At 46.3% G+C, this 22,607-nt stretch carries 18 protein-coding genes; 17 read left to right on the plus strand and 1 reads right to left on the minus strand.

Annotated features, from left to right (window positions below):
• Window positions 1-99 precede the first annotated feature (99 nt).
• From R8806_RS15305 to R8806_RS15375, 15 genes are all read left to right on the plus strand, one after another.
• The gene (locus R8806_RS15305) at window positions 100-3,549 is read left to right on the plus strand and encodes a SusC/RagA family TonB-linked outer membrane protein (RefSeq protein ID WP_229782943.1); all 3,450 of its coding nucleotides are present in this window, start codon (window positions 100-102) and stop codon (window positions 3,547-3,549) included.
• Between the two features lie 19 nt (window positions 3,550-3,568).
• Window positions 3,569-5,500, plus strand: coding sequence for a RagB/SusD family nutrient uptake outer membrane protein (locus R8806_RS15310; protein WP_124315807.1), 1,932 nt, complete (start codon window positions 3,569-3,571; stop codon window positions 5,498-5,500).
• Between the two features lie 45 nt (window positions 5,501-5,545).
• The gene (locus tag R8806_RS15315) at window positions 5,546-6,895 is read left to right on the plus strand and encodes a DUF4959 domain-containing protein (protein WP_124315808.1); all 1,350 of its coding nucleotides are present in this window, start codon (window positions 5,546-5,548) and stop codon (window positions 6,893-6,895) included.
• 3 nt (window positions 6,896-6,898) lie between these two features.
• Window positions 6,899-8,473 (plus strand): DUF4998 domain-containing protein, encoded by a 1,575-nt coding sequence (locus R8806_RS15320; protein ID WP_124315809.1) that lies wholly within the window; start codon window positions 6,899-6,901, stop codon window positions 8,471-8,473.
• 254 nt (window positions 8,474-8,727) lie between these two features.
• A complete protein-coding gene (locus R8806_RS15325; protein ID WP_124315810.1) occupies window positions 8,728-12,030 on the plus strand; it encodes a metallopeptidase TldD-related protein in 3,303 nt (1,100 codons plus the stop codon).
• A gap of 85 nt (window positions 12,031-12,115) precedes the next feature.
• Window positions 12,116-13,207, plus strand: a complete 1,092-nt coding sequence (locus R8806_RS15330; protein WP_124315811.1) for a redoxin family protein — start codon at window positions 12,116-12,118, stop codon at window positions 13,205-13,207.
• A gap of 85 nt (window positions 13,208-13,292) precedes the next feature.
• Window positions 13,293-13,811 carry a hypothetical protein gene (locus tag R8806_RS15335; protein WP_124315812.1) on the plus strand — a complete coding sequence of 173 codons (519 nt, stop codon included), beginning with the start codon at window positions 13,293-13,295 and terminating at the stop codon, window positions 13,809-13,811.
• A 45-nt stretch (window positions 13,812-13,856) separates the two neighbouring features.
• Complete coding sequence (locus R8806_RS15340) at window positions 13,857-15,203, plus strand: hypothetical protein (RefSeq protein ID WP_124315813.1); 1,347 nt, start codon at window positions 13,857-13,859, stop codon at window positions 15,201-15,203.
• A gap of 124 nt (window positions 15,204-15,327) precedes the next feature.
• The gene (locus R8806_RS15345; protein ID WP_087419070.1) at window positions 15,328-15,729 is read left to right on the plus strand and encodes a LytR/AlgR family response regulator transcription factor; all 402 of its coding nucleotides are present in this window, start codon (window positions 15,328-15,330) and stop codon (window positions 15,727-15,729) included.
• 686 nt (window positions 15,730-16,415) lie between these two features.
• Complete coding sequence (locus R8806_RS15350; RefSeq protein WP_124315814.1) at window positions 16,416-17,036, plus strand: DUF6266 family protein; 621 nt, start codon at window positions 16,416-16,418, stop codon at window positions 17,034-17,036.
• A gap of 237 nt (window positions 17,037-17,273) precedes the next feature.
• On the plus strand, window positions 17,274-17,573 hold the full coding sequence (locus tag R8806_RS15355; RefSeq protein ID WP_124315815.1) for a MerR family transcriptional regulator: 300 nt from the start codon (window positions 17,274-17,276) through the stop codon (window positions 17,571-17,573).
• Window positions 17,570-17,935 (plus strand): 3TM-type holin, encoded by a 366-nt coding sequence (locus R8806_RS15360; protein WP_307720333.1) that lies wholly within the window; start codon window positions 17,570-17,572, stop codon window positions 17,933-17,935. Before R8806_RS15355 ends, R8806_RS15360 begins: the two co-directional genes overlap by 4 nt.
• A gap of 56 nt (window positions 17,936-17,991) precedes the next feature.
• Entirely contained in the window at window positions 17,992-18,600 is a 609-nt protein-coding gene (locus tag R8806_RS15365) for an N-acetylmuramoyl-L-alanine amidase (RefSeq protein WP_124315817.1), read from the plus strand.
• A gap of 99 nt (window positions 18,601-18,699) precedes the next feature.
• Window positions 18,700-19,329: a hypothetical protein gene (locus R8806_RS15370; protein ID WP_317715700.1), complete on the plus strand. Its 630-nt coding sequence runs from the start codon at window positions 18,700-18,702 to the stop codon at window positions 19,327-19,329.
• Between the two features lie 124 nt (window positions 19,330-19,453).
• Window positions 19,454-19,618, plus strand: a complete 165-nt coding sequence (locus R8806_RS15375; RefSeq protein WP_158571875.1) for a hypothetical protein — start codon at window positions 19,454-19,456, stop codon at window positions 19,616-19,618.
• An 18-nt stretch (window positions 19,619-19,636) separates the two neighbouring features.
• Here R8806_RS15375 and R8806_RS15380 read toward each other — a convergent pair whose 3' ends face one another.
• Window positions 19,637-20,971: an ATP-binding protein gene (locus R8806_RS15380; RefSeq protein WP_124315819.1), complete on the minus strand. Its 1,335-nt coding sequence runs from the start codon at window positions 20,969-20,971 to the stop codon at window positions 19,637-19,639.
• Between the two features lie 246 nt (window positions 20,972-21,217).
• On the opposite strand from R8806_RS15380, the gene R8806_RS15385 reads away from it, so the two are divergent.
• Together R8806_RS15385 and R8806_RS15390 are read left to right on the plus strand one after the other, a co-directional pair.
• On the plus strand, window positions 21,218-21,763 hold the full coding sequence (locus tag R8806_RS15385; RefSeq protein ID WP_124315820.1) for an RNA polymerase sigma factor: 546 nt from the start codon (window positions 21,218-21,220) through the stop codon (window positions 21,761-21,763).
• Window positions 21,756-22,574, plus strand: a complete 819-nt coding sequence (locus R8806_RS15390) for a nitrilase-related carbon-nitrogen hydrolase (protein WP_241241536.1) — start codon at window positions 21,756-21,758, stop codon at window positions 22,572-22,574. Before R8806_RS15385 ends, R8806_RS15390 begins: the two co-directional genes overlap by 8 nt.
• Window positions 22,575-22,607 lie beyond the last annotated feature (33 nt).

Below are 22,607 nucleotides of genomic sequence, written 5' to 3' on the forward strand. Positions count from 1 at the left end.
AGGGTAAAATCGCTATCGTATAAAATTGAGCCTTTATCCATAGCGACCATCAAACAGTAAAGTGAATTTACTATTTAATTAAATAAGTACGACAAATTTATGCAAAAAAATCACATGGGCGGTATCTCTATCGCTAAAAAAATTGTGTTGTATATATTCTTGGTATTTACAACACTAGGAGCTATACCTAGGGACACGTACGGGGCGACATCTTGTGTGTTTCAGGTCATCCAGAAGAAAGTAACCATTTCGATGAAAAATGCCACGCTGGAAACCATTCTTGCCGAAATTAACCGCCAGACGGGTATTGATTACGGTTTCCAAAGTAACGGGGCGGTAGATAAAAACCGACACTTCACCTTGGAAGTGAAGGATGTCTCCGTGGACGAGGCCTTGAAGACGTTGTTGAAAGACAGTCCATACGATTATGTACTCGAAAAAAATCGGGTCGTGATCGTGGTTAAGGAGGCAAAACCGGTACAGTTGGTAGCAGTGACCGGGCGGGTTGTGGATGAAAAAGGGAATCCCATTCCCGGAGCTACGGTGCTTATCCAAGGAACAACTCAAGGAGTGGCCACGGATGCCGAGGGACGTTACACGATCAATACCCGGCCGGAGGATGCCTTGCGGATTTCCTTCATTGGTTACAAGACAGAGGTAGTGCCGCTCAAAGGGAAAACGAAATTAAACGTTCGTTTGAATCCCACGGCCGAGAATATCGAGGAGGTAACCGTTGTGGCTTTCGGAGAGCAAAAGAAAGAGAGTGTGGTTTCGGCTATTACCACCGTGGATGCGAGAACCTTGAAATCTTCAAGTAGTGACTTGACTTCCCAGTTTGCCGGAAAAATTGCCGGTATCGTGGGATGGCAGACGGGAGGTATTCCCGGTGCGTTGACGGAAGAAGAAATGAATACCAAATTCTACATTCGTGGTATTACTTCCTTTCAATCCAAAGCCAATATCGATCCCTTAATTTTGATTGATGGGGTGGAATCGTCCAAGCTGGATCTTTCCCGTATGACACCGGAAGACATCGAGACTTTCAGTGTGATGAAAGATGCATCGGCAACTGCCATGTACGGGGCTCGTGGGGCAAACGGGGTAATCTTGATTACCTCCAAAAAAGGACAGGAAGGTAGTGTTTACACCTCTGTTCGTTACGAGGCGGTATTGAGTATGCCGACAAGGGAGATCGAGGTGGTAGACCCCATCAATTACATGAAGATGTACAATCAGGCGTTGTTGGCTCGTAACCCGGATGCCACCCCGCAATACAGCGTGGAACGCATCGAACGCACGGGTTCTCCTTCATATCCTTCTTGGGTGTATCCGGCGAATGACTGGTACGACATCATGTTCCACAATTACTCCATTAATCACCGTGCCGGTTTGAATATCCGGGGTGGTTCCCGGTTGGTTCAATATTACACGTCCGTGAATTACGTCCGTGATGAGGGGATGTTAAAAACTGATCGTCTGAACCAGTTCAAGTGTAATATCGAGAATAGCACGTTCTCTTTCCGTACGAATCTGAATATCGACTTGAGTGCCGGAATTCGTTTGAATATTAACACTTCAGCGAACTTGGATAAATATCGCGGTCCTTATGCTGATGTATCGCAGGCATATTACTTGGCTTTTAATGCCTCTCCGGTGGATTTTGCCCCGACTTATCCGGCGGACGAGTCATCCAATTGGCCGCATCTTCGTTTCGGTGCGGTGGATCAAAGCACTGTCAATCCTTATTTGATATTGCATCAGGGATATAAGGATCGTCGTCGCTATTCGGCTGTTGCCCGTGCGGAGTATATTCACAATCTTTCTACTCTTCTCAAAGGTTTGGAGTTACGGGCTTCGGTTTCCATGAACCAAACCGGGTACTATGCGAATGCTTATAAGACAACCCCTTATATGTATTCTCTGAAGAATTATGATTTTGAAACTGGAGTACATCAGTTGAATGCTTTGAATAGTAGTGAGGCATCAAGGACATTGGCGAAAGATAATGATGATAAGCATACCAATAGTTCTCAATCTACGCAGATGAGTTACGAGGTACGGGGGCTGCATGTGGCAGCTTGGGGAGAACATCAGACCAGTCTGACCGTTGTGTTTAATTTGCAGGAAACTACTACTTCTCAAACAGCATCTGTGCTAGATGGTATTCCAAACCGGAATATGGGCGTGTCCATGCGCGGAACTTATGGATGGAGGGACAAATATTTTGCAGAGGCCAGTTTCGGGTATAACGGTTCCGAACGTTTTGCCAAAGATCATCAGTTCGGTTTCTTCCCTGCGTTAGGGGCAGCTTGGATTGCATCCAAAGAGAAATTTCTTGCCGACCACACGGCTCATTGGCTCTCTTTCTTGAAATTCCGTTTCTCGTGGGGTAAGGTCGGAAATGACGGTGTTATCAAGGACCCGCGTTTTACCCATTTACCTTTATTGAAAAATGACAGTGCGTTAGATCCCTCCCCAAGTGGGAATAATATATCAAGGCCTTTTGTGGCTTCTTATCCTAATGAGAAGCTCACGTGGGAAATTGCTGAACAGAGTAATATCGGTATCGAGACCAAATTTTTTGGAGGAATCGTGGAGCTTAATGCCGATATTTATCAGGAAATTCGCCATAATATCTTGGACTATCGCTATACGATGCCATCAACTACCGGTTTGGAACAACCGCAAATTGGAAACGTGGGCAAGGCTCGCTCTCGGGGTATTGACCTCTCGGGTAAGGTGCAACATGCCTTTACCCCGGATCTTTGGATGATCTTGAATGGTACGTTCACGTATAGCAAGGCTACTTACAGGAAGATCGAGGAAGCAACTAGTAAACCGGCATGGCAGCGGAGAGAGGGACATGAACTGTCACAACAGATCGGTTATATTGCCGAAGGTCTTTTCCGCGATCAGGCGGAGATCAATAATTCGCCTACCCAAGGAGGTGATATCATGCCGGGAGACATCCGCTACCGTGATATAAACAAGGATGGAGTGATCGATGTGAACGATGCCACGTACATCGGGTTCCCGACAACTCCCCGTGTGATTTACGGGTTTAGCGGATTCTTTAACTTCAAGAATATCGAGTTTAGTTTTGCTTTCCAAGGATCCGGGAAACGGGCTTTCTTTATGAATCCCCAAAAGATTAGTCCGTTTGAGGAAAACCGGGCTATGCTGAAAGCGATTTATGATGATCACTGGAGTGCCGATAACATGAAGGAACGTCCTTTCTGGCCGCGTCTTTCCACACAATCGATCATCGTGCATAATCCACAGGAAGAGTGGGGAGGATCGGAACAACGGAGGTCTACCTATTTTATGCGGGAGTGTAGTTTCTTGCGTTGTACTTCTATTGAATTGGCTTACAATCTTCCGCGGGAGTTCCTGCAAAGGTTGAGAATGCAAACGGTGAAATTCTATGCCCGTGTCAATAATCCCTTCTTGATCACGAACTTCAAGGTATGGGACGTGGAGTTGGGGGACAATGGTTTTAATTATCCGATTCAGCGTACATGGTCGATCGGGTTGAACCTAAGTTTCTAATTTAAACATATATGTAGCAATGAAAAAATATTTATTATCAATACTTTGTGGCATTCTTCTGCTCCCTGGGTGTAATTACCTTGATATGGTGCCGGAGAAAGACATTGAAACGATTGAATCGCTTTTTGAGCAGCGCACGAAAGTAGAGCTTTGGTGGAAAGGGCTTTATGCCGAGTTGAACAATATATTTGCCGATTTTAGAGTGAATACGGCTTATCTTGGAGCGGATGAATTTGTGACGTGTCAGGCGTTGCATAACTCTACCATGTACAATCTTGACGGGTTAAAGATTGCAGATGGCCTTCAGATGTCTCAGAATCCTTACGGGTCAATCTGGTACAGGATGTATGTTGTTATCCGAAACTGTAATATTTTCCTCGAAAATGTGGATCATACGTATAATATGAGTGAGGAAGATCGTAACTGGTGGAAGGCAGATGTGAAAGCGGTGAAAGCGTATGTTTATTTCGAATTGGTGCGTCGTTACGGGCCTATTTGTTTAATCCCACAGAATATGCCGGTAGATTTGCCGGTGAAAGATTATCAATTACCTCGTCAACACGTGGACTCTTGTTTCAAGGAAATCATTAATTTGTTGGATGAGTCCATGGAATACGTGCCAAAACATAGTCAAAGAATATCTAATTACGGCCATACGTTCAGCCTCGAAGCGGTGTATGCACTGAAAGCAAAAGTGTTGCTTTATGCTGCCTCTCCTCTTTTTAACGGGAATGCATTTTATTCCGATTTTAGGAACAAAAACGGGGAATTGCTTTTTAATTCCACTTACGATCGAAATAAATGGTTATTAGCTGCGGAAGCCGCTGATAAGGCAGCTGAAATGTGTGAAGAAGGCGGACGGGCTTTAATCTCGGGAGCAACCGGGAAAAAGACCGATTTGTTGAATAAGATGGCTGATATAGAGAATATGTCGTTCTCTCGCTTTAGCAATTCTGAATACCTGTTGGAATGGAAATATCCATCTCCATTTTATCAATTTATTTTGCCGCGGTTAGTCGGTGATGATGATAATTTTGACTCTCAGGCGTTAGGCTGTCTTTCTCCTTCCATGAAGATGGTGGAAATGTACTACACGGCAAATGGGTTACCTATTGATGCTGATATTACATGGAGTTATAGCAATCGCTATAAATTGGCTTCCGAGAGTAGCCCCGTGTACGAGGGTGTCATTCCGATGAATATCGATGTGGTGAATCTTCATCTTCGTCGTGAACCTCGGTTCTATGCTTGTATTGCGGGAGATAGGATGTATTGGCAACGAGGGACGAATACGGTAGATAAGGACTATAATTTTCTTGTAAAGGCACATAAAGGAGAAGAGCCATGGGGGACGCAATATGACTTTATTGTCAGCAATTCATGGCAGAATATCAACGGTTACTGGTTAAAGAAACATTTGTTTTCGTGGTTTAATACTTTGGGATACGCTAACAATCTGCAAGGAAATGAAACGGCAGCTATCATCCGTTTGGCTGAAGTTTACTTGATGCAGGCGGAGGCTTGGAATGAATACTTGGATCAACCGGATAGCAAGGTGTATGATCCGCTGGATAAGGTTCGTGAACGTGCCGGAATTCTACCCGTGAGAGAGGCTTGGGGAAGTTATTCCAACAACCCGGTAAAAGTAACCACGAAAGTCGGAATGCGGGATATTATTCATCAGGAGTATAGCGTTGAGTTCGCTTTCGAGGGACATCGGTACTGGGATCTTCGCCGCTGGTTGACAGCCCATCAGACAATGAATGAAAAACAATATGGCTGGAATGTTATCGGGACCACGGATCAGGCCTTTTATAACTATGAAACGGGACCGGTTGTGGTATATAGCAGTAATAAATTTATTGCCCCGCGGGATTATCTTGATCCGTTTGATGCAGAAGAGATTCTGATTTCCGGAATGGTACAGAACCCGGGATGGGGAGGTAAATAAATGATGGATTTACGTTTGTAAATTTTAATCCTTAAAAAAGATAGAATGATGAAAAATACCATTTTCTTATTATTATTTGTGTTCGCTTTGTTTGCCTGCGAGGACGATGATTCGGTTTTCGAACCATTGACGGAAGGACTGGAGATCAAATTTACTCCGGTTGCGGGCGGGGCGATGATGCATTATCGCCTGCCGAATAATAGCGACATCTTTGCCATGAATATCCGTTACAAGGACTGGCAAGGATTGGATGTTTTGAAAGCCTGTGGATATAGTGGTGACTCGGTTTTGCTGGATGGTTTTACCAGAAGTCAGGAGGGGATAAAGGCTCAGATCTCTTTTGTTAATCAAAATAACGAAGAATCGGGAGCAATGGACTATCAATTTTCAACATTGGACAGTGCGCCTTGGTCTTTCTTCGATGATTTGACGGTAAGATCCTCCTGGAATGGTTTTCAGGTGATCTATAAGAGTCCTTCGGTGATTACCGGTATGGTTCATGTTTTTTACTTGGGAACAAATCCGTTGACACAGAAGGAAGATACGATTCTGATGAGCAGTTTCCCGATTACTCAACAGGGAGATACGCTTAATTTTATACAGAAACAGGAAAGATCAAGTAACACGGTCATTGTTCGGACGGAAGATTTTCACGGTTTCCGTGTAAGACAGGAAATTTATCCGGACATTGATGCCTTCCGGGCGGAGCAATGGAAGATGTCTGCAAGTGACTTTAATGATTTCGGCTTGTCGAGGGAGAGTGCTAAGGCTAAGACGGGAGTGGAATATCTTTTTGACGGGGAATTGAAAGGTTTGGAGCGCTTGATCGCTTCCGCTTATGAAGACAAAGATTCGCGTCAGGGGACGGAAGTTTATGGAGCTTATCTTGCCGGTCCTTATGCTTATGGAAAGCCGATGATTCTCGATTTGAGAGAACAGAAAATTCCGGCATGGATTCGTATTTATTGTCTTTATCCGATACTTGCTCAATATGCGGTTGGTCAGGCTACTTGGGGAAATGTGTGGATTGGTTCTTACGAAGACAAGGTGCCGTGCAAAATTTCGGTATATGGCAATAGTACCTCCCCGGATCCGGATGACGAAGGATGGGTTTACTTGGGGCAATTGGATCAGAATCCCAAACGCGAGGCGGTAACCAAAAGATGGTCGCATCTTACAACAGATCTAATGTCGGCTCCTAAAGACGTGAATGATTTGGAAACGAAGGACCCGATTTACGTGGATATTCAATTTCCTCCTGTAAACAACAAGTATCGTTATTTGAAAGTGCTGGTACTCGACACGTTTGACACGTCAAAAGAAGACGGGATAAATCGTAATTTACAAGAGTATTTTACGTTACAGGAACTGGAAGTTTATGTGAAAAAGGATTAAGTTATGAGAAAGAGAAAATACATCATAAATCTATTTGCGGCTGCCGCGTTGTTGGTGGGATGTGGTGAGAGCCTGGAAGACACGTATAGTGATTATGCCGGAGACGGAAAGATCCGTTACGTGGCAAAATGTACAGAGGTTCATGCCACTCCGGGCTGGGAACGTTTGCTTGTGGAATGGATAAACGGGACGGATGCAACCGTTGATAAAATCAAGGTGATATGGTCATGTGAAGACCTGAAGGATTCGGTATTACTTCCCAGTACGGCCGAGTCCTACGAGCTGAAAAATTTGACGAACGGGACTTACCGTTTTGACGTGAGTGCCATAGATTTTTCGGGTAACGAGTCTTTGGTGGAAACCACCTATGGCCGTCCTTACACGAGAGAGCACGAGATCATGCTGGCCTTCACGAGAGGTGTTGTGAAACCGTACTTCCTGAAAAACAAATTGATTTTCTTTTCTGATCAATGGAATGAGAATATTGATGAGATTAAATTGCAATACAAGGATACACGGGGTGATATTCAATATTATACGTTTGACAAGGAAACGAGTTACAATGCTTTTATCACGATCGACGATGTGAGCATGAACCCGACGGATACGATTTATGTGCTTCGGAAAGGAAGGGTGGAAGGCTGTCCGGATCAGATTGAGTTTGATCCGCTGGCATTGAGCCACACGAAGATCTTCAGTTCGGGATTTGTAAATGCCATCGAACGTCGTTATGGTTATTCAAACAAGACGAAAGAACAGGAAGTGGAATTTGAGAAATTTGTAGAGGGGGTGACAGAGTTGGAGTTTGATTACGATATGGAAACTTTTGAGGATGTGTTGTATTGTCCGAATTTGAAAAAGCTGATATTTGCGAAAAATCGGTATTTGGATTCGAAGTATACTTATTCGACAGAAAATGATTATCCCAAATTACGGAGTGATATAGGAAGGAGTCTTCAAGTTTTGGATAAGGCCAGCGAACCGGATGTGTTGGGATTGAAAATCGAATGGTATGGTGGTTGGAATATTCCTTATTTCGAATCCGAAGAACCCCCATATATGGAATACATGGGATACTCCCCGCTTCCCGAGATGGAATTGATTGCACCGGAAGCCTTGAAAACGTATGACAACGGGAGTAAGGTTAATTGTTCTCCTTCGGATCTTTATGCCGACTTGGATGCTTTGTTGGATGATAATTATCAAACAACATGGACCACCACGTCTAATACGGTTCCTCGTAAGTACGAGATGGCTATGGAATTGCTGGAGGAAACAGAGATTAGCGGGATAAAGATCGCGCAACCCTTGTATCACCCGATGATGGATCGACGGATGCAATACATCATGCCTTCTCAGATTTCCATTCAAGTGTCCACGGACGGAGGTCATTGGCAGAATGTCACTTATTTTGAAACCAATGAACTGGGACGCGGATCGGGAGAAGTTACTTTGTTGAAATTCCCGGAAGGTTCCCGGCGGGTACGCTACATCAAGTTTACCTTACAGGATGGAACGGACCCGGGTGGAAACTGTGCGATTGCTTTGGGGGATATTCTTCTCTTTAAGTTGAAGTAGAGGACGGTATCTCGATATGCTCGCTTGAGCAATTTTGATGAATCATTAAAAAGGGGGAGTCTGGAAAGTTGTTTTTTAACTCCCTCCCCCCTTCGGGGTACTCCCTCTATAAACAGAGGGAGAGCTGAGTTGCTTACCGTCTTTGGTAAGAGTTACCAGCTCCTCCTCTGTTCATAGAGGAGGTGGCCGAAGGCCGGAGGAGTTTGTTTCGCGACAGATAGAACTTTTCGGATGGCCCCTGCAAATAGATCGATATGCTAAAAATCAATCATTTTACCAAACTCTTTTTTAGCGGGATACTCTTGTTGTGTTTTTCCGGGGCTTTCGCTCAAGAGCAGGAGGATCGTCTCCTGCAACTGATGAAACGGGAGCTGGCGTATAGCATGGAGCAACTGAAAAAACAGGAAAGTGTCCCCTATTACATGAACTTGCGGGCGATGGACGACCGCACGATAACAGTCGTGAGTTCATTCGGGGCCGTGACTACCTCTAACGAGAATCGTATGAGGACATTGGTGCCACAAGTTCGGTTGGGCAGTCCAGATTTGGATAATTTCAAGTATAATATGCAGGGAGGGTTTGCCGGACCTAACGCGCAAGGAGCGCGAGGGGTCGTTTTGCCTTTGGATGATGATGCCACGGATGCGATCCGGGAAGCGATTTGGCGGGAAACGTTGAAACGTTACGAGTTCGCCCGTAATATGTACGATCAGGCGAAAACCCGGGCCACGGTGAGCGTGGCAGACGAGGATAAAGCCCCGTGTTTCTCTGATGCTCCCATGGAACGTTATTACGAGGCTCCCTTGGCTGCCGGGAGACAGAAAATGGATATTAAGCGGGCTTGGGAACAGCGCCTGAACGAGGTTTCCGCCGTGTTCAAAACTTGCCCCGAGTTAAGCGAGGGATCAGCCAGTTTTAGTTTTCAGGTATTGCGCACCTATTTCGTGAATAGCGAGGGGAGCGTGGTGGTACAAAACCGGATTGCTACCCGGGTGATGTTGATGGCCTCTTTGAAAGCGGCTGACGGGATGGAACTGCCCTTGAACAGAGACTATTTTGCTTACACGCCCGATGACTTACCGGATAATGATCGGATGATCGCGGATGCACGGGACATGATCAAACGCTTGCTGGCGTTGCGCGATGCCCCGGTGGCTGATCCTTACACGGGACCCGCCATCCTGTCCGGTCCTGCCAGTGGGGTGTTCTTTCACGAGATCTTTGGCCATCGGTTGGAAGGCCATCGCTTGAAATCGGGCGGTCAAACCTTCAAGAAGATGGTGGGAGAGCAAGTGTTGCCTGTTGAATTTCAAGTGTATTGCGCGCCTTTGTTGAAAAGCTATGCCGATACCGATTTGTACGGTCATTACGTGTATGATGACGAGGGAGTGAAAGCTCGCCGGGTGGATAACGTGGTGAATGGCGTGTTGAAAGAGTTCTTGATGAGCCGGGTTCCGCTGGATGGTTTCCCGTCAAGTAATGGCCACGGTCGTACTTCCGGCGGGGGAGACCCCGTTTCCCGGCAATCCAACTTGATCATAGAGACCACTCATCCCTACACGGAGGATGAACTTCGGGCCATGTTGGTGGCAGAGGCTCAAAAGCAGGGGAAGGAGTACGGTTACTATTTCCGGACCGTGACAAGCGGTTTCACGTACACGGGTGAGGGCGGAAGTCTGAACTCCTTCAACGTGACTCCCTTGGAAGTGTACCGGGTGTTCGTGGACGGTCGCCCGGATCAGTTGGTGCGGGGGGTGGACCTGATCGGAACCCCGTTATCCATGTTCTCCAATATCGCGGCTGCCGGAGACAAGCCCAGCGTTTTCACGGGTGTTTGCGGCGCGGAGTCGGGATGGGTGCCCGTGACGGCATCCTCTCCCACGATATTCGTGAGTAAGATCGAAACGCAACGTCGGGCGCAGGCTCGTGATATTGCCCCGATCCTGCCTTCCCCGAAACCGGAAGTGGTGAAAGAGAATAATCCGGATGATGTTATTTTTGCCGCGATGCGCTCCGAACAGGAACGTAACAAGGCAGCTTTAGTTCTTCCTAACGGGCCGAAACCTTATTATATTTCGTACACGATAGCCCGCTATCGTCATTTTCAAATGGCGGCCTCGTTGGGAGGATTAATGCTTTCGAACGTGTCCCCGTGGCAAATGAGTGGCGGCACGCAGGTGTTGCTTGGTGATTACCAGAGAAACAGTGACGTGCAGTATCAGGAACAGATCGCTCCCGCGCAATTGCCTTCGGAGGTGGACTATGACGTGATTCGCCGCGGGTTGTGGGAGTCGTCCGATATGATGTACAAGTACGCTTTGGGTATGATGGCGCAGAAAATGAATTACCTGCAACAGAACCCACTTCCCTCGGAAGAGGCGGCGTTGGCAGATATGCAACCGCTCCCGGCGGTTACCCGTGTACAAGAGCGTCCGGAGGCCTACAAGATTGATCAGGGTGTTTTGGAACGGCTCGTGACCGAGGTGTCTGCCGTGTTCAACGAATACAAGGAGATTTATAATTCCAGCGTGGCGATCAACGGGATGGAGGTGGATATGTACCGCCTGACGACGGAAGGGGTACAATTGAAAGAGCCGGGTGGATACGTGAGTGTCACGGTTTCTGCGGAAGTCCGAGGTGACGACGGTTCGAACTTGGGGGATTCGTTCTCTCTTTCCCTGTTGAATCCGGCAGAGATTCCTTCGGTGGAGGAGTTGAAAGAGCGGGTGAAAGCGTTTGCCGAGGGATTGATGCAATTGAAAGCGGCTCCTCCCGTGGCGGAATATTACAATGGCCCGATCCTGTTCGAGGGTGGTGCCGTGGCAACCATCTTGGCCAATAACTTGCTTTATCGCGGCGGGTTGATTGCGGCCCGTTCTCTCATGCCTATGGGGCGGGGATTGGCGGATCAGTTCGGTCAGAAGATCATGGACGAGCGCCTGACGGTGAAGAACTACACGAACAAGAAGGAATATAACGGAACCCCGCTATACGGTTATTACGAGGTGGACGGGGACGGTGTCACGCCGGAAGCGGAAATGGTGCTGGTGGAAAAGGGCGTGTTCAAGAAAATGCTGAACGGACGGATCCCCGCGTTGAAGGCTCCGGAGACCACGGGTAGTTCCCGTTTCATCATGTCACCGCAAAGCCCGACGTTAGTGACGGGAACGGGAACGATCCACGTGCAGGCGGAAAAGGGCGTTGCTCACGAGAAGATGAAAAAGTTGTTGATCAAGGCGGCGAAAGCGGCCGGGCAATCTTGTGCTTACATCGTGAGAGGTATTTCCGGGTCGGCACTTGTCGTGTACCGGGTGGACTTGAAGGACGGGAAAGAGACCCGTGTCCGGACCACGGGTTTCCGTATGCCGGAGCTGACAAAATTGTTGAGGCTGGTTGCCATCTCCTCGAAGGAAGAGGTAATGAATTACTTGCCGAACGCTTACCCGGCCTCGATGATTTACCCCGCGGGGATGATCGTGGACGGCATGGTGATCGAGAAGGCTAACCCGAAGACGGAGAAGGAACCGGCGTTGAAACTCCCAAGACAGCGGGATTAGAACATGAATATCGGAAGTGCTGAAAGTCCCGTTCGTTACGGCGGGCGGGCTTTCAGTCACTTCTCTACAACAAAAAGCGGAAAAGATGAAAAGGATTTTATTTACAGTATGTATGTTATTAGGTTGTGTCCTGTTCATGATGGCACAGAATAAGGGCTACAAAATTGAGGGACGTTTGGCCAACACGGTCAATGGTAAGTTGCTGTTGGTTGTCAAAATGGATAAAGGAACGATTGATATTAGCGAAGCTGATGTTACGAATGGGGTTTTCGAATTTACAGGTCGGATGCCTGAGATGACATTGGTTTATCTGATGCCGGTAAAAAAGAATGCCGTGCTGGCTTCTTTCATGCTGGAAAACGCTAACTACACGATCACGATGGGCGCAAACGAATTGATTGTGGAGAGCGACGGGGAAGCGCAGAAAGTATGGAAAGAATTTTATGATTTAGATAAGTATCTGAAACAAAGCCAACAACAGTTGGATATGCAAGCCCGGGCAAATCCCCCGCAATTACAGAGATTGCAACAGGAGTTTAAAAAAATAGTGGCGAAAGTCGAGGCTGACGAGTTGGCCTTAATAAAGAAGCATAACGACTCTCCCGTGTCTGCATTTGTGATCGCTTCGAAGTTACCGCAGAGTCTGGATGAGGTGAAATTAGCCGAACGTTATGATGCTCTGAGTGAAAAGGCGAAAGCAACTTCCTACGGCAAACAGATTGCAGCTGATCTGGAAATGATGAAAAAAGTCGCTGTGGGGGAAATCGCTCCCAACTTCAGCGCCCCGTTGGCGGATGGCGGTGTACTTTCACTGCACGAGACGAAAGCTAAAGTGAAAGTCGTTGATTTTTGGGCTTCTTGGTGTGGTCCCTGCCGGGCAGAGAACGTGAACCTGATAAAGATCTATAAGCGTTATCGCCCGAAAGGGTTGGAGATCATCAGTGTTTCCATTGATGATAACAGGCAGGCTTGGTTGTCGGCAATCGGTCAGGATGGCAGCGATTGGAAAAACGTGTCCGACTTGAAAGGCGGGCAATCTGAGATTGCTACCGCATATAGCGTGAAGGGAATTCCCTGCACCTTTATCCTCGATGGTGAAAACCGTATTGTGGCTAAAAATCTCCGGGGAAAAGACTTGGAGAAGAAGATCGACGAGATGCTGAAAAAGAAGAAATAGCAAGTGTGAGGAGTACGTTGAATCGGGACCGCCTCTAAACTCATCCAAGGGGCGGTCCTTTTTTTAACCTTTAAAATTTGCGATTATGAAGAAAGAATTACTTGTACTCTGGGTAACGGGTATCTTGATTTTTTTATCATCATGCGCCTCGCTACATAAAAGTTTGTCGAAAAAGGAGATGACCAATGCTGTTCATGCAAAAATAGATAGCCGGGAATATCGAATTGATATGATACCTAGGCCTTTTACCAGTGAGGGTGGTACGCTGTATGTTCCGGGTTATATTCAAGTGTGTGGGGATTCAGTCATTTCTTGCATGACCTATGATAATCCTTATCCGGGTACGTTTCCCCCTAAAGGTTACGTGGAGAACATGAAAGGCGTGAAATATGAAATTTTGGACTACCAGCAAACGGAAACCCGGAGAGGGCGTCGGGTCGTCAGTTTTTGGTTCAAAATAAAATACGACGAGTATGACCCTTACACATTGGCAAGATTTAAAGATCGGATTGTTCCGATGCGTTACAGATTTGAATTTGGCAATTCGACCAAAGTGCGTGTTCTCCAGTTTGAATATCTGATGTTTGGAACGTTGTCCTTGTAGAAGGGTAATGTGGATAATTTGTTATTAACCAATAATTTATGAGTGATGAAAAAATTGAAGTTTGTTCCATGGATATTTTTAGCTTGTTTTCGTGTTTTTGTTCCGATGGAAGTTTCCGGGCAGAGCATGGTTCTTATCGAGAGGGATACTTTCCGGATGTATTCCAATCCTTTAAACGCAGATTCAACATTGGCGGCCAAGGTGTACGATCGGGTATATTCTCCTCCTTATATTCGGGATGCGTCAGCGTATTATGGGTGGTGGCGTTTGCAGGAGGATTCCTTATTTTTGGAGAAGATCGAAGATACCTATGGTACGATGCGTTCTGATGATCATGAAGTCGTGTTTATGGATTTAGGCGGTATTTTTGATGATTATGTGCAAGATGGAAAAGTTTTTGCCTCGTGGTTTAGCGGGGAGCTGGATGTGGTAGGAGGAAAATGTATTTATGAGGGTGCTTTGGGATTTCGATCGGATTACGAGGATGAATGGATATACCGGGTAGAAAACGGACGAATCATGTCTAAAGCGACGTATCGTAACGAGCTGAGAGAATCAACGTTCTCCTATGTAGAGGCCGGGAATTTAATCACGATGTTATTTAACGGGGATTGTTTTCCGGAATTGGCGAATAAATATTTGCTTGCCAAAGTGCAGGTGACACCCCGGCCTGACGGGACGATAGATAGTCTCGGCCTTGCCGTGCGAGTGGTGTCGAATAAATCCGCTATCGGACAAGTAAGAGACGATGACGGACAATGGGTAGAGAATGATTACTCCAATCCTTACATACAAGAATTGAAAGAGTGCGTGCAGCTTGTGCCTGAATGGGAGTACGTGAAGTTACGCGGTCGGGTACATGCGCCGTTGATGGAAGTGAGAGCATGGGAGGGCAAGGGATGTAAGGCTATCTGTTCGGCTACTTTTTGGGTTAACAAGGATTTCGATGAGATTACCGTGAACGGTAAGACTTACGAGTTGGAGAATTACCCTTTCCAATATAACACGAATCTTTACGCCCGGATTCGTCCCCTGTTGCGGGGTGAGTTCACGCGTTTCCGTTTGCGGGGATATATCGGGTACTGGGAAATCCGGGACGATAAACTCTACTTACTCTCGCTCCGACGGGCGAATTCATGGGAAATAATCCCTCTTGATGTCGTTTTTCCCGGGAATGGCGATAACCCGGTGGAGGCAACGTGGTACACGGGTAAGTTGCGTTTGTCGGATGTGCGAAGTGCTGAAAGCGACTACTGTCCCCGTCACGGTCGTGGGGAAATTTTTTACAAGGTGAAAAAGGGAAAAGTCATCAAGCGGATGAAAGTCGTTCCTGTAAAAAAGAAAAAAGGGAAGATTTCCCGTTGGGGGAACTATCATTTTGATTTGGAATAGTTTTAAGTGACATTTTGACTTAGGCAATGTCTGTTTGGTCTTTTGTTTTCCGGGTTTATTTGCGAATGTCAATAATCGCTACAGCCGCCGGGGCAGATTTTACGAGGTGTAAAATCAATCATTTATGGAAAACAAAAAGACCAACACGTTAATACATTCAAGCGAACCCCGTTACGGCGAGGGACATATATTTCTTTGGTGGGAGAATTATTGCCGGCGGCTTTTGTACGCGGACATTCTTTACGTCGAGGGATCGGGCAGTTACAGCGAGTTTCACGCGATCGACGGGAGTCGGGTGACGATTTCTTATCGTTTGGGGGTGATGGAACGCTCTTTGCCGGACGACACGTTTATCCGGGTACACCAGAGTTTCATCTTGAACTGGCATTACATCGATACATTTGTGGGTAACAGCGTTAAAATCGGTGACCGATGGTTCCCGATTGGGCGGGCCTATCGTCCCCGCCTATTGCAAGTGCTGCACTTCCCTGAACTTCCCCGGCAAAACAGTAAACAGGAGTTATAATTATCATCTTTAATCATCAATCGGCCTGGTGAATCGGCCATCGGCGGCTTTACTATCTCTTGAAATTTCCAGTATATCATAGTAGTGATGCCATGTATAAAGGAAGGTAAATCACCTTTCTGAGAAATTTGGCACTATAAATATACACCTTTCTAACGTATAAATGTTAATGTTTCCGATTTAAATTTAATTTTTATCGTCGATAAATCTTTTCTTTATCTTTAAAATGTCTCTTGTGAGGGTATATTGATCTGCATGAGATGTAAGTTTCTTGGTTTGTATTAACTCCCAAGTATTGTTGCTTGATATTCTATCGGGTAATATCCATTCTTCTGCCGTTGAGAATCCAATGTAGTTAGGGATTAATGACGTATCATTTTCGAATCAAAGACGAATCAAAGACGTTCAGTGGGTGTCTTTGATGCGGGAGAAAGGGGAGATTGTCTCCTCTTTACCGGGGATGTTTGACGGTTGTTCATCGCTTTGTTCTACGGTCTGTTCAGGGATTTTCTTTTATCGGGAGAGTTGTGTGTTCACGAGTGAGGGATTTGGATTTATAGCGAATATGAAACGTAAAAGGTTATTTGTGAAAACATCCTGTCGCTTGTGAATTAGAGTTTTATGTCGAAGATGCAGGCTCTATCTTTGCATCAGAAAACAAAGAAAACTTTAAAAACGAACGAGTGATGGCAATAACAGAAGAGAATATTCGAGGAAAGATCGGGAATTCGATTTTCTACCGGGTGGGATCGGTGACACGGGTGAGGAGTGTGGCGGCACGGTATGCGGATGCGAACACGTCAAAACAGAGGGAAAGCCGTTCCCGCTTGAGGGTGGCAATACGTTTTTACCGACGTTTGGCGGAGACGGAATTACGAAAGGTGTGGTATTTGGCAACAAAGGGAACGGGGAAAAGCGGGTATAATTTATTTTTGAAGTTGAACATGATGATTTTTAAGCCTGACGGGAAGATTGGGGATTTTGCCCGGTTGCAGTTGACGGTCGGTCGGTTACAAAAAGTGAATCATCTCGTGGTGCGTGTTGATGAGGGGGATGTGGTTTCTGTGGCGTGGGAACGGGAGGAAGATCTTCCTTCTGCGGGAAAAGAGGATAAGTTCATGGTTGCCGTGCTTTATGCCGATCGTTCGTTTTCCCCGGAGTTAGTCAAGACGAGCGGGGAGACAAGGGGTGACGGGAAAGCCACTTTCCGTTTGCAGCGTAAACGGGGAACGGCAGCCCATTTGTATTGTTTCTTTCGGGAAAAGGATGGGAAGGCTTATTCGCCGAGCCAACACGTAAGAATTTAATGATTTTAGATTTATGATTTTAGATTCCAGCCGCACGGGGCCTTACTGATTTTAGATTTTAAATTTAAAAATTCAGGGATTGGGTGATTTCCGGTTGAAGGATTACTTTATGAACCTTATAAACTTTCAAACTTTATAAACGAACAAAAGACGAGGCGTTTAGCTGTTCCGGGCGTGTCGTTACGAGGGAGACGCGGGCGATGATAAAAGGGAACGGGTAACTTTAATAATAAAAACATGGCAAAAAGAGAGACAAGTAAAAGAGAAGAAACGGCGAACGTGCCCGTGCAAGTGCTTGAGGAATTAAGAAAATTGCGGGAAGAGGTTCGACTGGCAATCGAGGCGGCATCAAATGCTTCCTACAGGTTGATGGATGCCGAGGAGTTGTGCCGGGCGATGCAAATATCCAGGCAAACATTACGGCGTTACGAGAAACAACTCCTTATCCCGGAGAGGAAGGTGGGTAACAAGAAGTTTTACCTCGCGGCAGAGGTGAAGAATTGTATCGTCACGGCTTTACGACTTTGGAAGGAGTGAAGAACGTGGTCGGGGCGGTTGGCGAGGTGATCGACCGCCTGACACTCCCGGCGAGGGAGAAGCGACAACTGCAAGTGGACTTGCTGGGATTGCTGGCGGAACACGAGAAGGAGATGGCCCGGTCCCGTTCGGCAGCCGTGGTGGAAGAGGCCCGGGGGAACTGGTTGCAGCGATCGTGGCGGCCACTGGTGATGCTGGTGTTCGCCTTGATCGTCCTCGTGGGGACGTTCACGACGCTGCCCATCCTTTCCGATACTTCCCGCTTTTGGGATTTGCTGGAAATCGGCCTAGGCGGTTACGTGGTGGGAAGGAGCGGGGAAAAAATGGCGGAGGCGATTTTTAAGGTAAAAGCTAAAAAGTAAAAACTAAAAGTTGGAAAAAGTAAAAGGTAAAAACTTGATTAATTAAATTTTTATTCATGGGAATTTCAATTTTCAATTCTCCATTTTCAATTGTCAACCATCGTTTGATGGGTGGCGGGGTGGTTCACCTGGTGAGCGCGAAGAACACCCGGCGTTTGGAGGGGCCGGACATGATCGTGCTGCACTACACGGCGGGAACGAGTGCCGAGAGTTCCGCACTTTTCCTGACCCGCCCGGACGTTTCGGCCTCGGCTCACGTGGTGATCGGTCGGGAGGGGGAGGTGTTCCAGCTGGTTCCTTTCAACATCGAGGCGTGGCACGCGGGGAAGAGCTGGTACGCCGGGCGTGGCGGGTTGAACCGTTACTCGATCGGGATAGAGCTGGATAACCTCGGGAAACTCCGGTTCGCTGGGAATCTATTTATTGCGGAGTGTGGCCGGGTGGTACCGCCAGAAGAGGTTTACACGGACTGTTCCGGTGATCGCCCGACGTACTGGCATTGCTACACGGCAAGGCAGGTCCGGGTGTTACGGGAGGTCTGTAGCCTGCTGGAAGAGACTTACCCGATCCGTGACGTGGTGGGTCACTCGGTGATCACGCCGAGAAAGATCGACCCGGGTCCGGCGTTGGAATTCGCCTTTAGCGAATTTCAAGATAAAAACTAGAAGTTAGGAACTAAAAATTTACCTTCCGGGGGCAGGGCCCGCCCCGGGCATGTAAAGTTCATTTTCAATTTTCAATTTTTAATTTTCAATTGTAAAGTTATGGCAGAATTTAACTCGTATTTACTGGGAAAAGCAAGAAAATCAGTGGGAAACATCACGTTGTGTTACACGAGAGGGAAGAACATCGCCAAGGCGAAGGTGTTCTCCCGGAAGGACAACCCGACGCCGGAGATCCTGGCCCAACGGGCGAGAATGAAAGCGCTGGTGCAGTTATCCCGGCAGTTGTTGCCGGTGATCCGGAAAGGCTTTGCCGGGATCGGTAAGGGTTCGGCAGCGAACGCTTTCGTGAAGGTGAACATTGCCCGGGTATCGGTGGACGAGAAGAACGTGGCAACCGTGGATCTCGACCGCTTGCTCTGCGCTTCCGGTATGTTGTACCCGCCGAAAGTGGAAGTGACTTACTCGGAAGAGAACAAGATGTATTCTTTCATGCAGGAGATGCAGGACGAGGAAAACGGTTACGCCTTCAGCGATGACGTGGTGTACGCCATGTTGTACGAGACGGTACTTGGACGAGCCCGCCTGGTGACGTTGCGAGTCCGTGGGGAGAACGGTAACACGAGTTACGCTCTCCCGGAGGAGTGGAGTCACGAGAACGTGAAACTGTATTGTTTCGCCACGTTGAAGAACGGGAAGAGCGCTTCGGATAGCCAGGTGATGACGCTGTAAATTTTATGGTTCCCGATCGAGTGATTTCGCGAGAGGAACGAGTTTTCACGTTTCCGGCATAGGATCCATGTCGGAGGCGTGAATCCCATTCTAAATTCTAAACTTTAAATTTTAAACTATCAAAATGGGTAATTATTTTTTGATCGGAATGTTTTCGACGTTGAGTTTTAACGCCGTGTTGTCGCAGATGGCGGACAACTTGTTGGCAGGAGTTTTCAGTATCGTTGGTGGGGTGATCAGTTCGCTGGCGGTGGCGTGGGTGAAACGACGATGGGAGAGGAGGGGATAGCCCCTCACTTTTGGGGTATTAAATGTTTTTTAAAATATGAGGAATTTGTCCTACCAGATAAAAGGGTAAATTAATGAGCTTGCATATTTTCCCTTTTACAGTTTGTATCGTGTCTATTGAGTAGGGTTGAGACCATACACGTATTGCAATGGTTTGTGGGGAACGTTCCAAAAACGAATGTAGAGAACGTAAATGTGCGTTATGACCGGATTTTACTTCGATAGGATAGATCATGGAGTCTTGAACCCAGATGAAATCTACTTCTGCAGGAGATTCGCTTTTGCCCCGCACCCAAAAATTACGTTTTTGACTCACTTTGTCTGTTAATGTTAATAATTCTTGTGCCACAATATGTTCTGCAATATTCCCTCGCCAAGCATCGAGAATATCTTTTGCACCTAAAACTTCTTTTTGTACTTGTGCAGAATAGTTTACCAAACCCGTATCCAACCATATTAGTTTGGGCATTCGTTTTTGTTCAGGAATGGCGGGAACTTCCGTTGAGGTCGTGGGGTAAACGAGTTCGGTAAGCATGGCTTTTTCTAATAAACGGAAGGCTTCGCCAATTTCTCGAGCGTTATAATTTGAACCGGCAAAGCGTCCTAATGTAACGGTTTGTCCTGCCATGTTCCAGCCTTCTTTTAATAGGAAACGTACAACATCAGGCATTTGTCGTCCTTGAGTGTATTTTTCCACATCGTCTCGATAGCCTTGTAATAGTGTTTCGTATATTTTATTTAATGCCAAAATATCTCTGCGTTCAGCATAGATTTGTACGACTTCGGGCATTCCACCAATGAGCGTGTAGAGATTAAATAATCCTAAAAGACGATCATGGAAGGCGAGCGAAACCTCTGGACGCTCTAAAACAGGAAGCATGGCTTCTTCACCTGTTGCCCGTAGGAACTCTCGAAATGAACATGGGCGTAGTGCGAGATATTCTACCCGTCCGACGGGGAAAGAAACATGAATATCAACGAGATTCTCCAATAGAGAACCAGCGGCAATTACATGAATTTCCGGTAATTCTTCATAAAAATAACGCAATAAAGATACAGCTTTTGCTGAATTTTGAATTTCATCAATAAATATTAATATATTTCCAGCTTGCTTGATCTTTCCACAGTGAGCAAAGATAAAGGGAAGTAGATCTTTGAGAGGAAGGGATAATTCAAAAATGTCTTGAGCTTCTTTTTTTTCGAGATTTAAGTAGAGGTAGTTATCAAACTCCTTTCCAAATTCGTTGATTAACGTTGTTTTGCCTACTTGTCTAGCACCTCGTAGTACTAAAGGTTTACGATGAGTGTCATTTTTCCATTGCTTTAGAGAAGCTAATATATCTCGTTCAAACATAGTTTTATTATATATTGATTTCCAGTTACAAATATATCAAATTGTTTCAAAACCTAAGCAAGTTGACCTTATTTTTGTTCCAAAACCTAAGCAAGTTGACCTTATTTTTGTCGCAAAACCTAGGCAAGTTGATTTTGTATTGTACCAGCTTGTACCAGCATTTACCCGAGGGTGTAATTTTTCAACAATCTAGGAAAGAATCAAAATTTTTGTGTAAATTCGCCTAAATAATCTTATTCTTCATGCATGGAAGTTTGTCAGAATGATGATTCAGCCTTTTTGTTAACGCGTTTTAATCAACGTGACACTTCGGCTTTTGCCATGATTTACACGAGGTTTTTCACGGAACTCCATGTTTATGCTAATCGTTTGTACGCAAACACGTTCGAGTCTGCCGAGGATGCGGTGCAAGAGGCATTTTGTTATTTGTGGGAGCGGCATGATGTTGTTTTTGATAGTTTGATGAAGATAAAAGCGTTTTTGTTTGTTGCAATAAAGAATAGGTACAAGAATCACATGAGTCATTTGGGTGTGGAGCAGAAATACAGGGATGTACTGGAGCGAGAAACCTCTTTCGTTGAGGACATCTTGGAGAGTGAACTGGCAACTTCCCTGTTGGAATACGTAGAGCGTATTCCGGATCCGGAGGGGCAGGTAATGAAACTTTACCTGACAGGATTGGATGCAGAGGCAATTGCCGATAATATGCAGTTGAGCATACGAACGGTGTACAACGTGAAATCGAGGGCTGTCGGGATGTTGAAAAAATTCTTTTCTTTGAGTAATGAATAATATTTTGAAGATGAAGGTATTTTACGGAATGTTATGTTTCCTGTTTGCTTTCTCCTTGACCGTGAAGGCACAGGATTCGGTGAGGGTGGCGCTTGTACAGGCGCACTTGATATGGGGGGATGTGAAGTCCAATCTATGGGCTTTTGATAAGCGGGTGCCTTTGTGTAAGGGTGCCGATGTGATTGTATTTCCGGAGCTTTTCACTTCCGGGTGTGAGATGAAGAAACGGGATAAAGAAGAGGCAATGCGTTCGAAAGATGAGGTGGCTTCTTATTACCCGACAGTGATCAAGCGGATGAAGAAATGGGCGAAGCGCTCCGGGGCATTGGTGATCGCTTCCACGATTTACAAGGAGGAAGGGAAATATTATAACCGGTTACTGGCTGTTTATCCGGATGGGAAATACGAATATTACGACAAGCATAATTGTTTTAAAAAGGGCAGTTTCTCGCCCGGAGACCGTCATCTGACACTGGAATGGAAGGGGATACGTTTCTCAACTTATATCTGTTATGATTTGCGCTTTCCGGAGTGGAGTAGGAATCAGGGCGAATATGATGTTGCCATTTACATCGCGAACTGGCCGGAATTCCGGCAAGATGATTGGAATCGACTTTTGCGGGAACGAGCTATTGAAAACGAGGCGTACGTTGTGGCCGTTAATTGTGCCGGGACAGACTTAACAGGACTTGTTTACCGGGGAGAGAGTTGCGTGATCGCTCCCGACGGAGAAGTAAGGGCGAGATGCAGGGATTATTGGGATGATGTCGTGGTTCATAAAGTTTGTAAGGTTCATAAGGTTATAAAGTAGCTTAAGGGGCATACAAATAAAGCGTCCTTGGGG

It is taken from the genome of Butyricimonas faecihominis (assembly GCF_033096445.1).
GTDB classification, from domain to species: Bacteria; Bacteroidota; Bacteroidia; order Bacteroidales; family Marinifilaceae; genus Butyricimonas; species Butyricimonas faecihominis.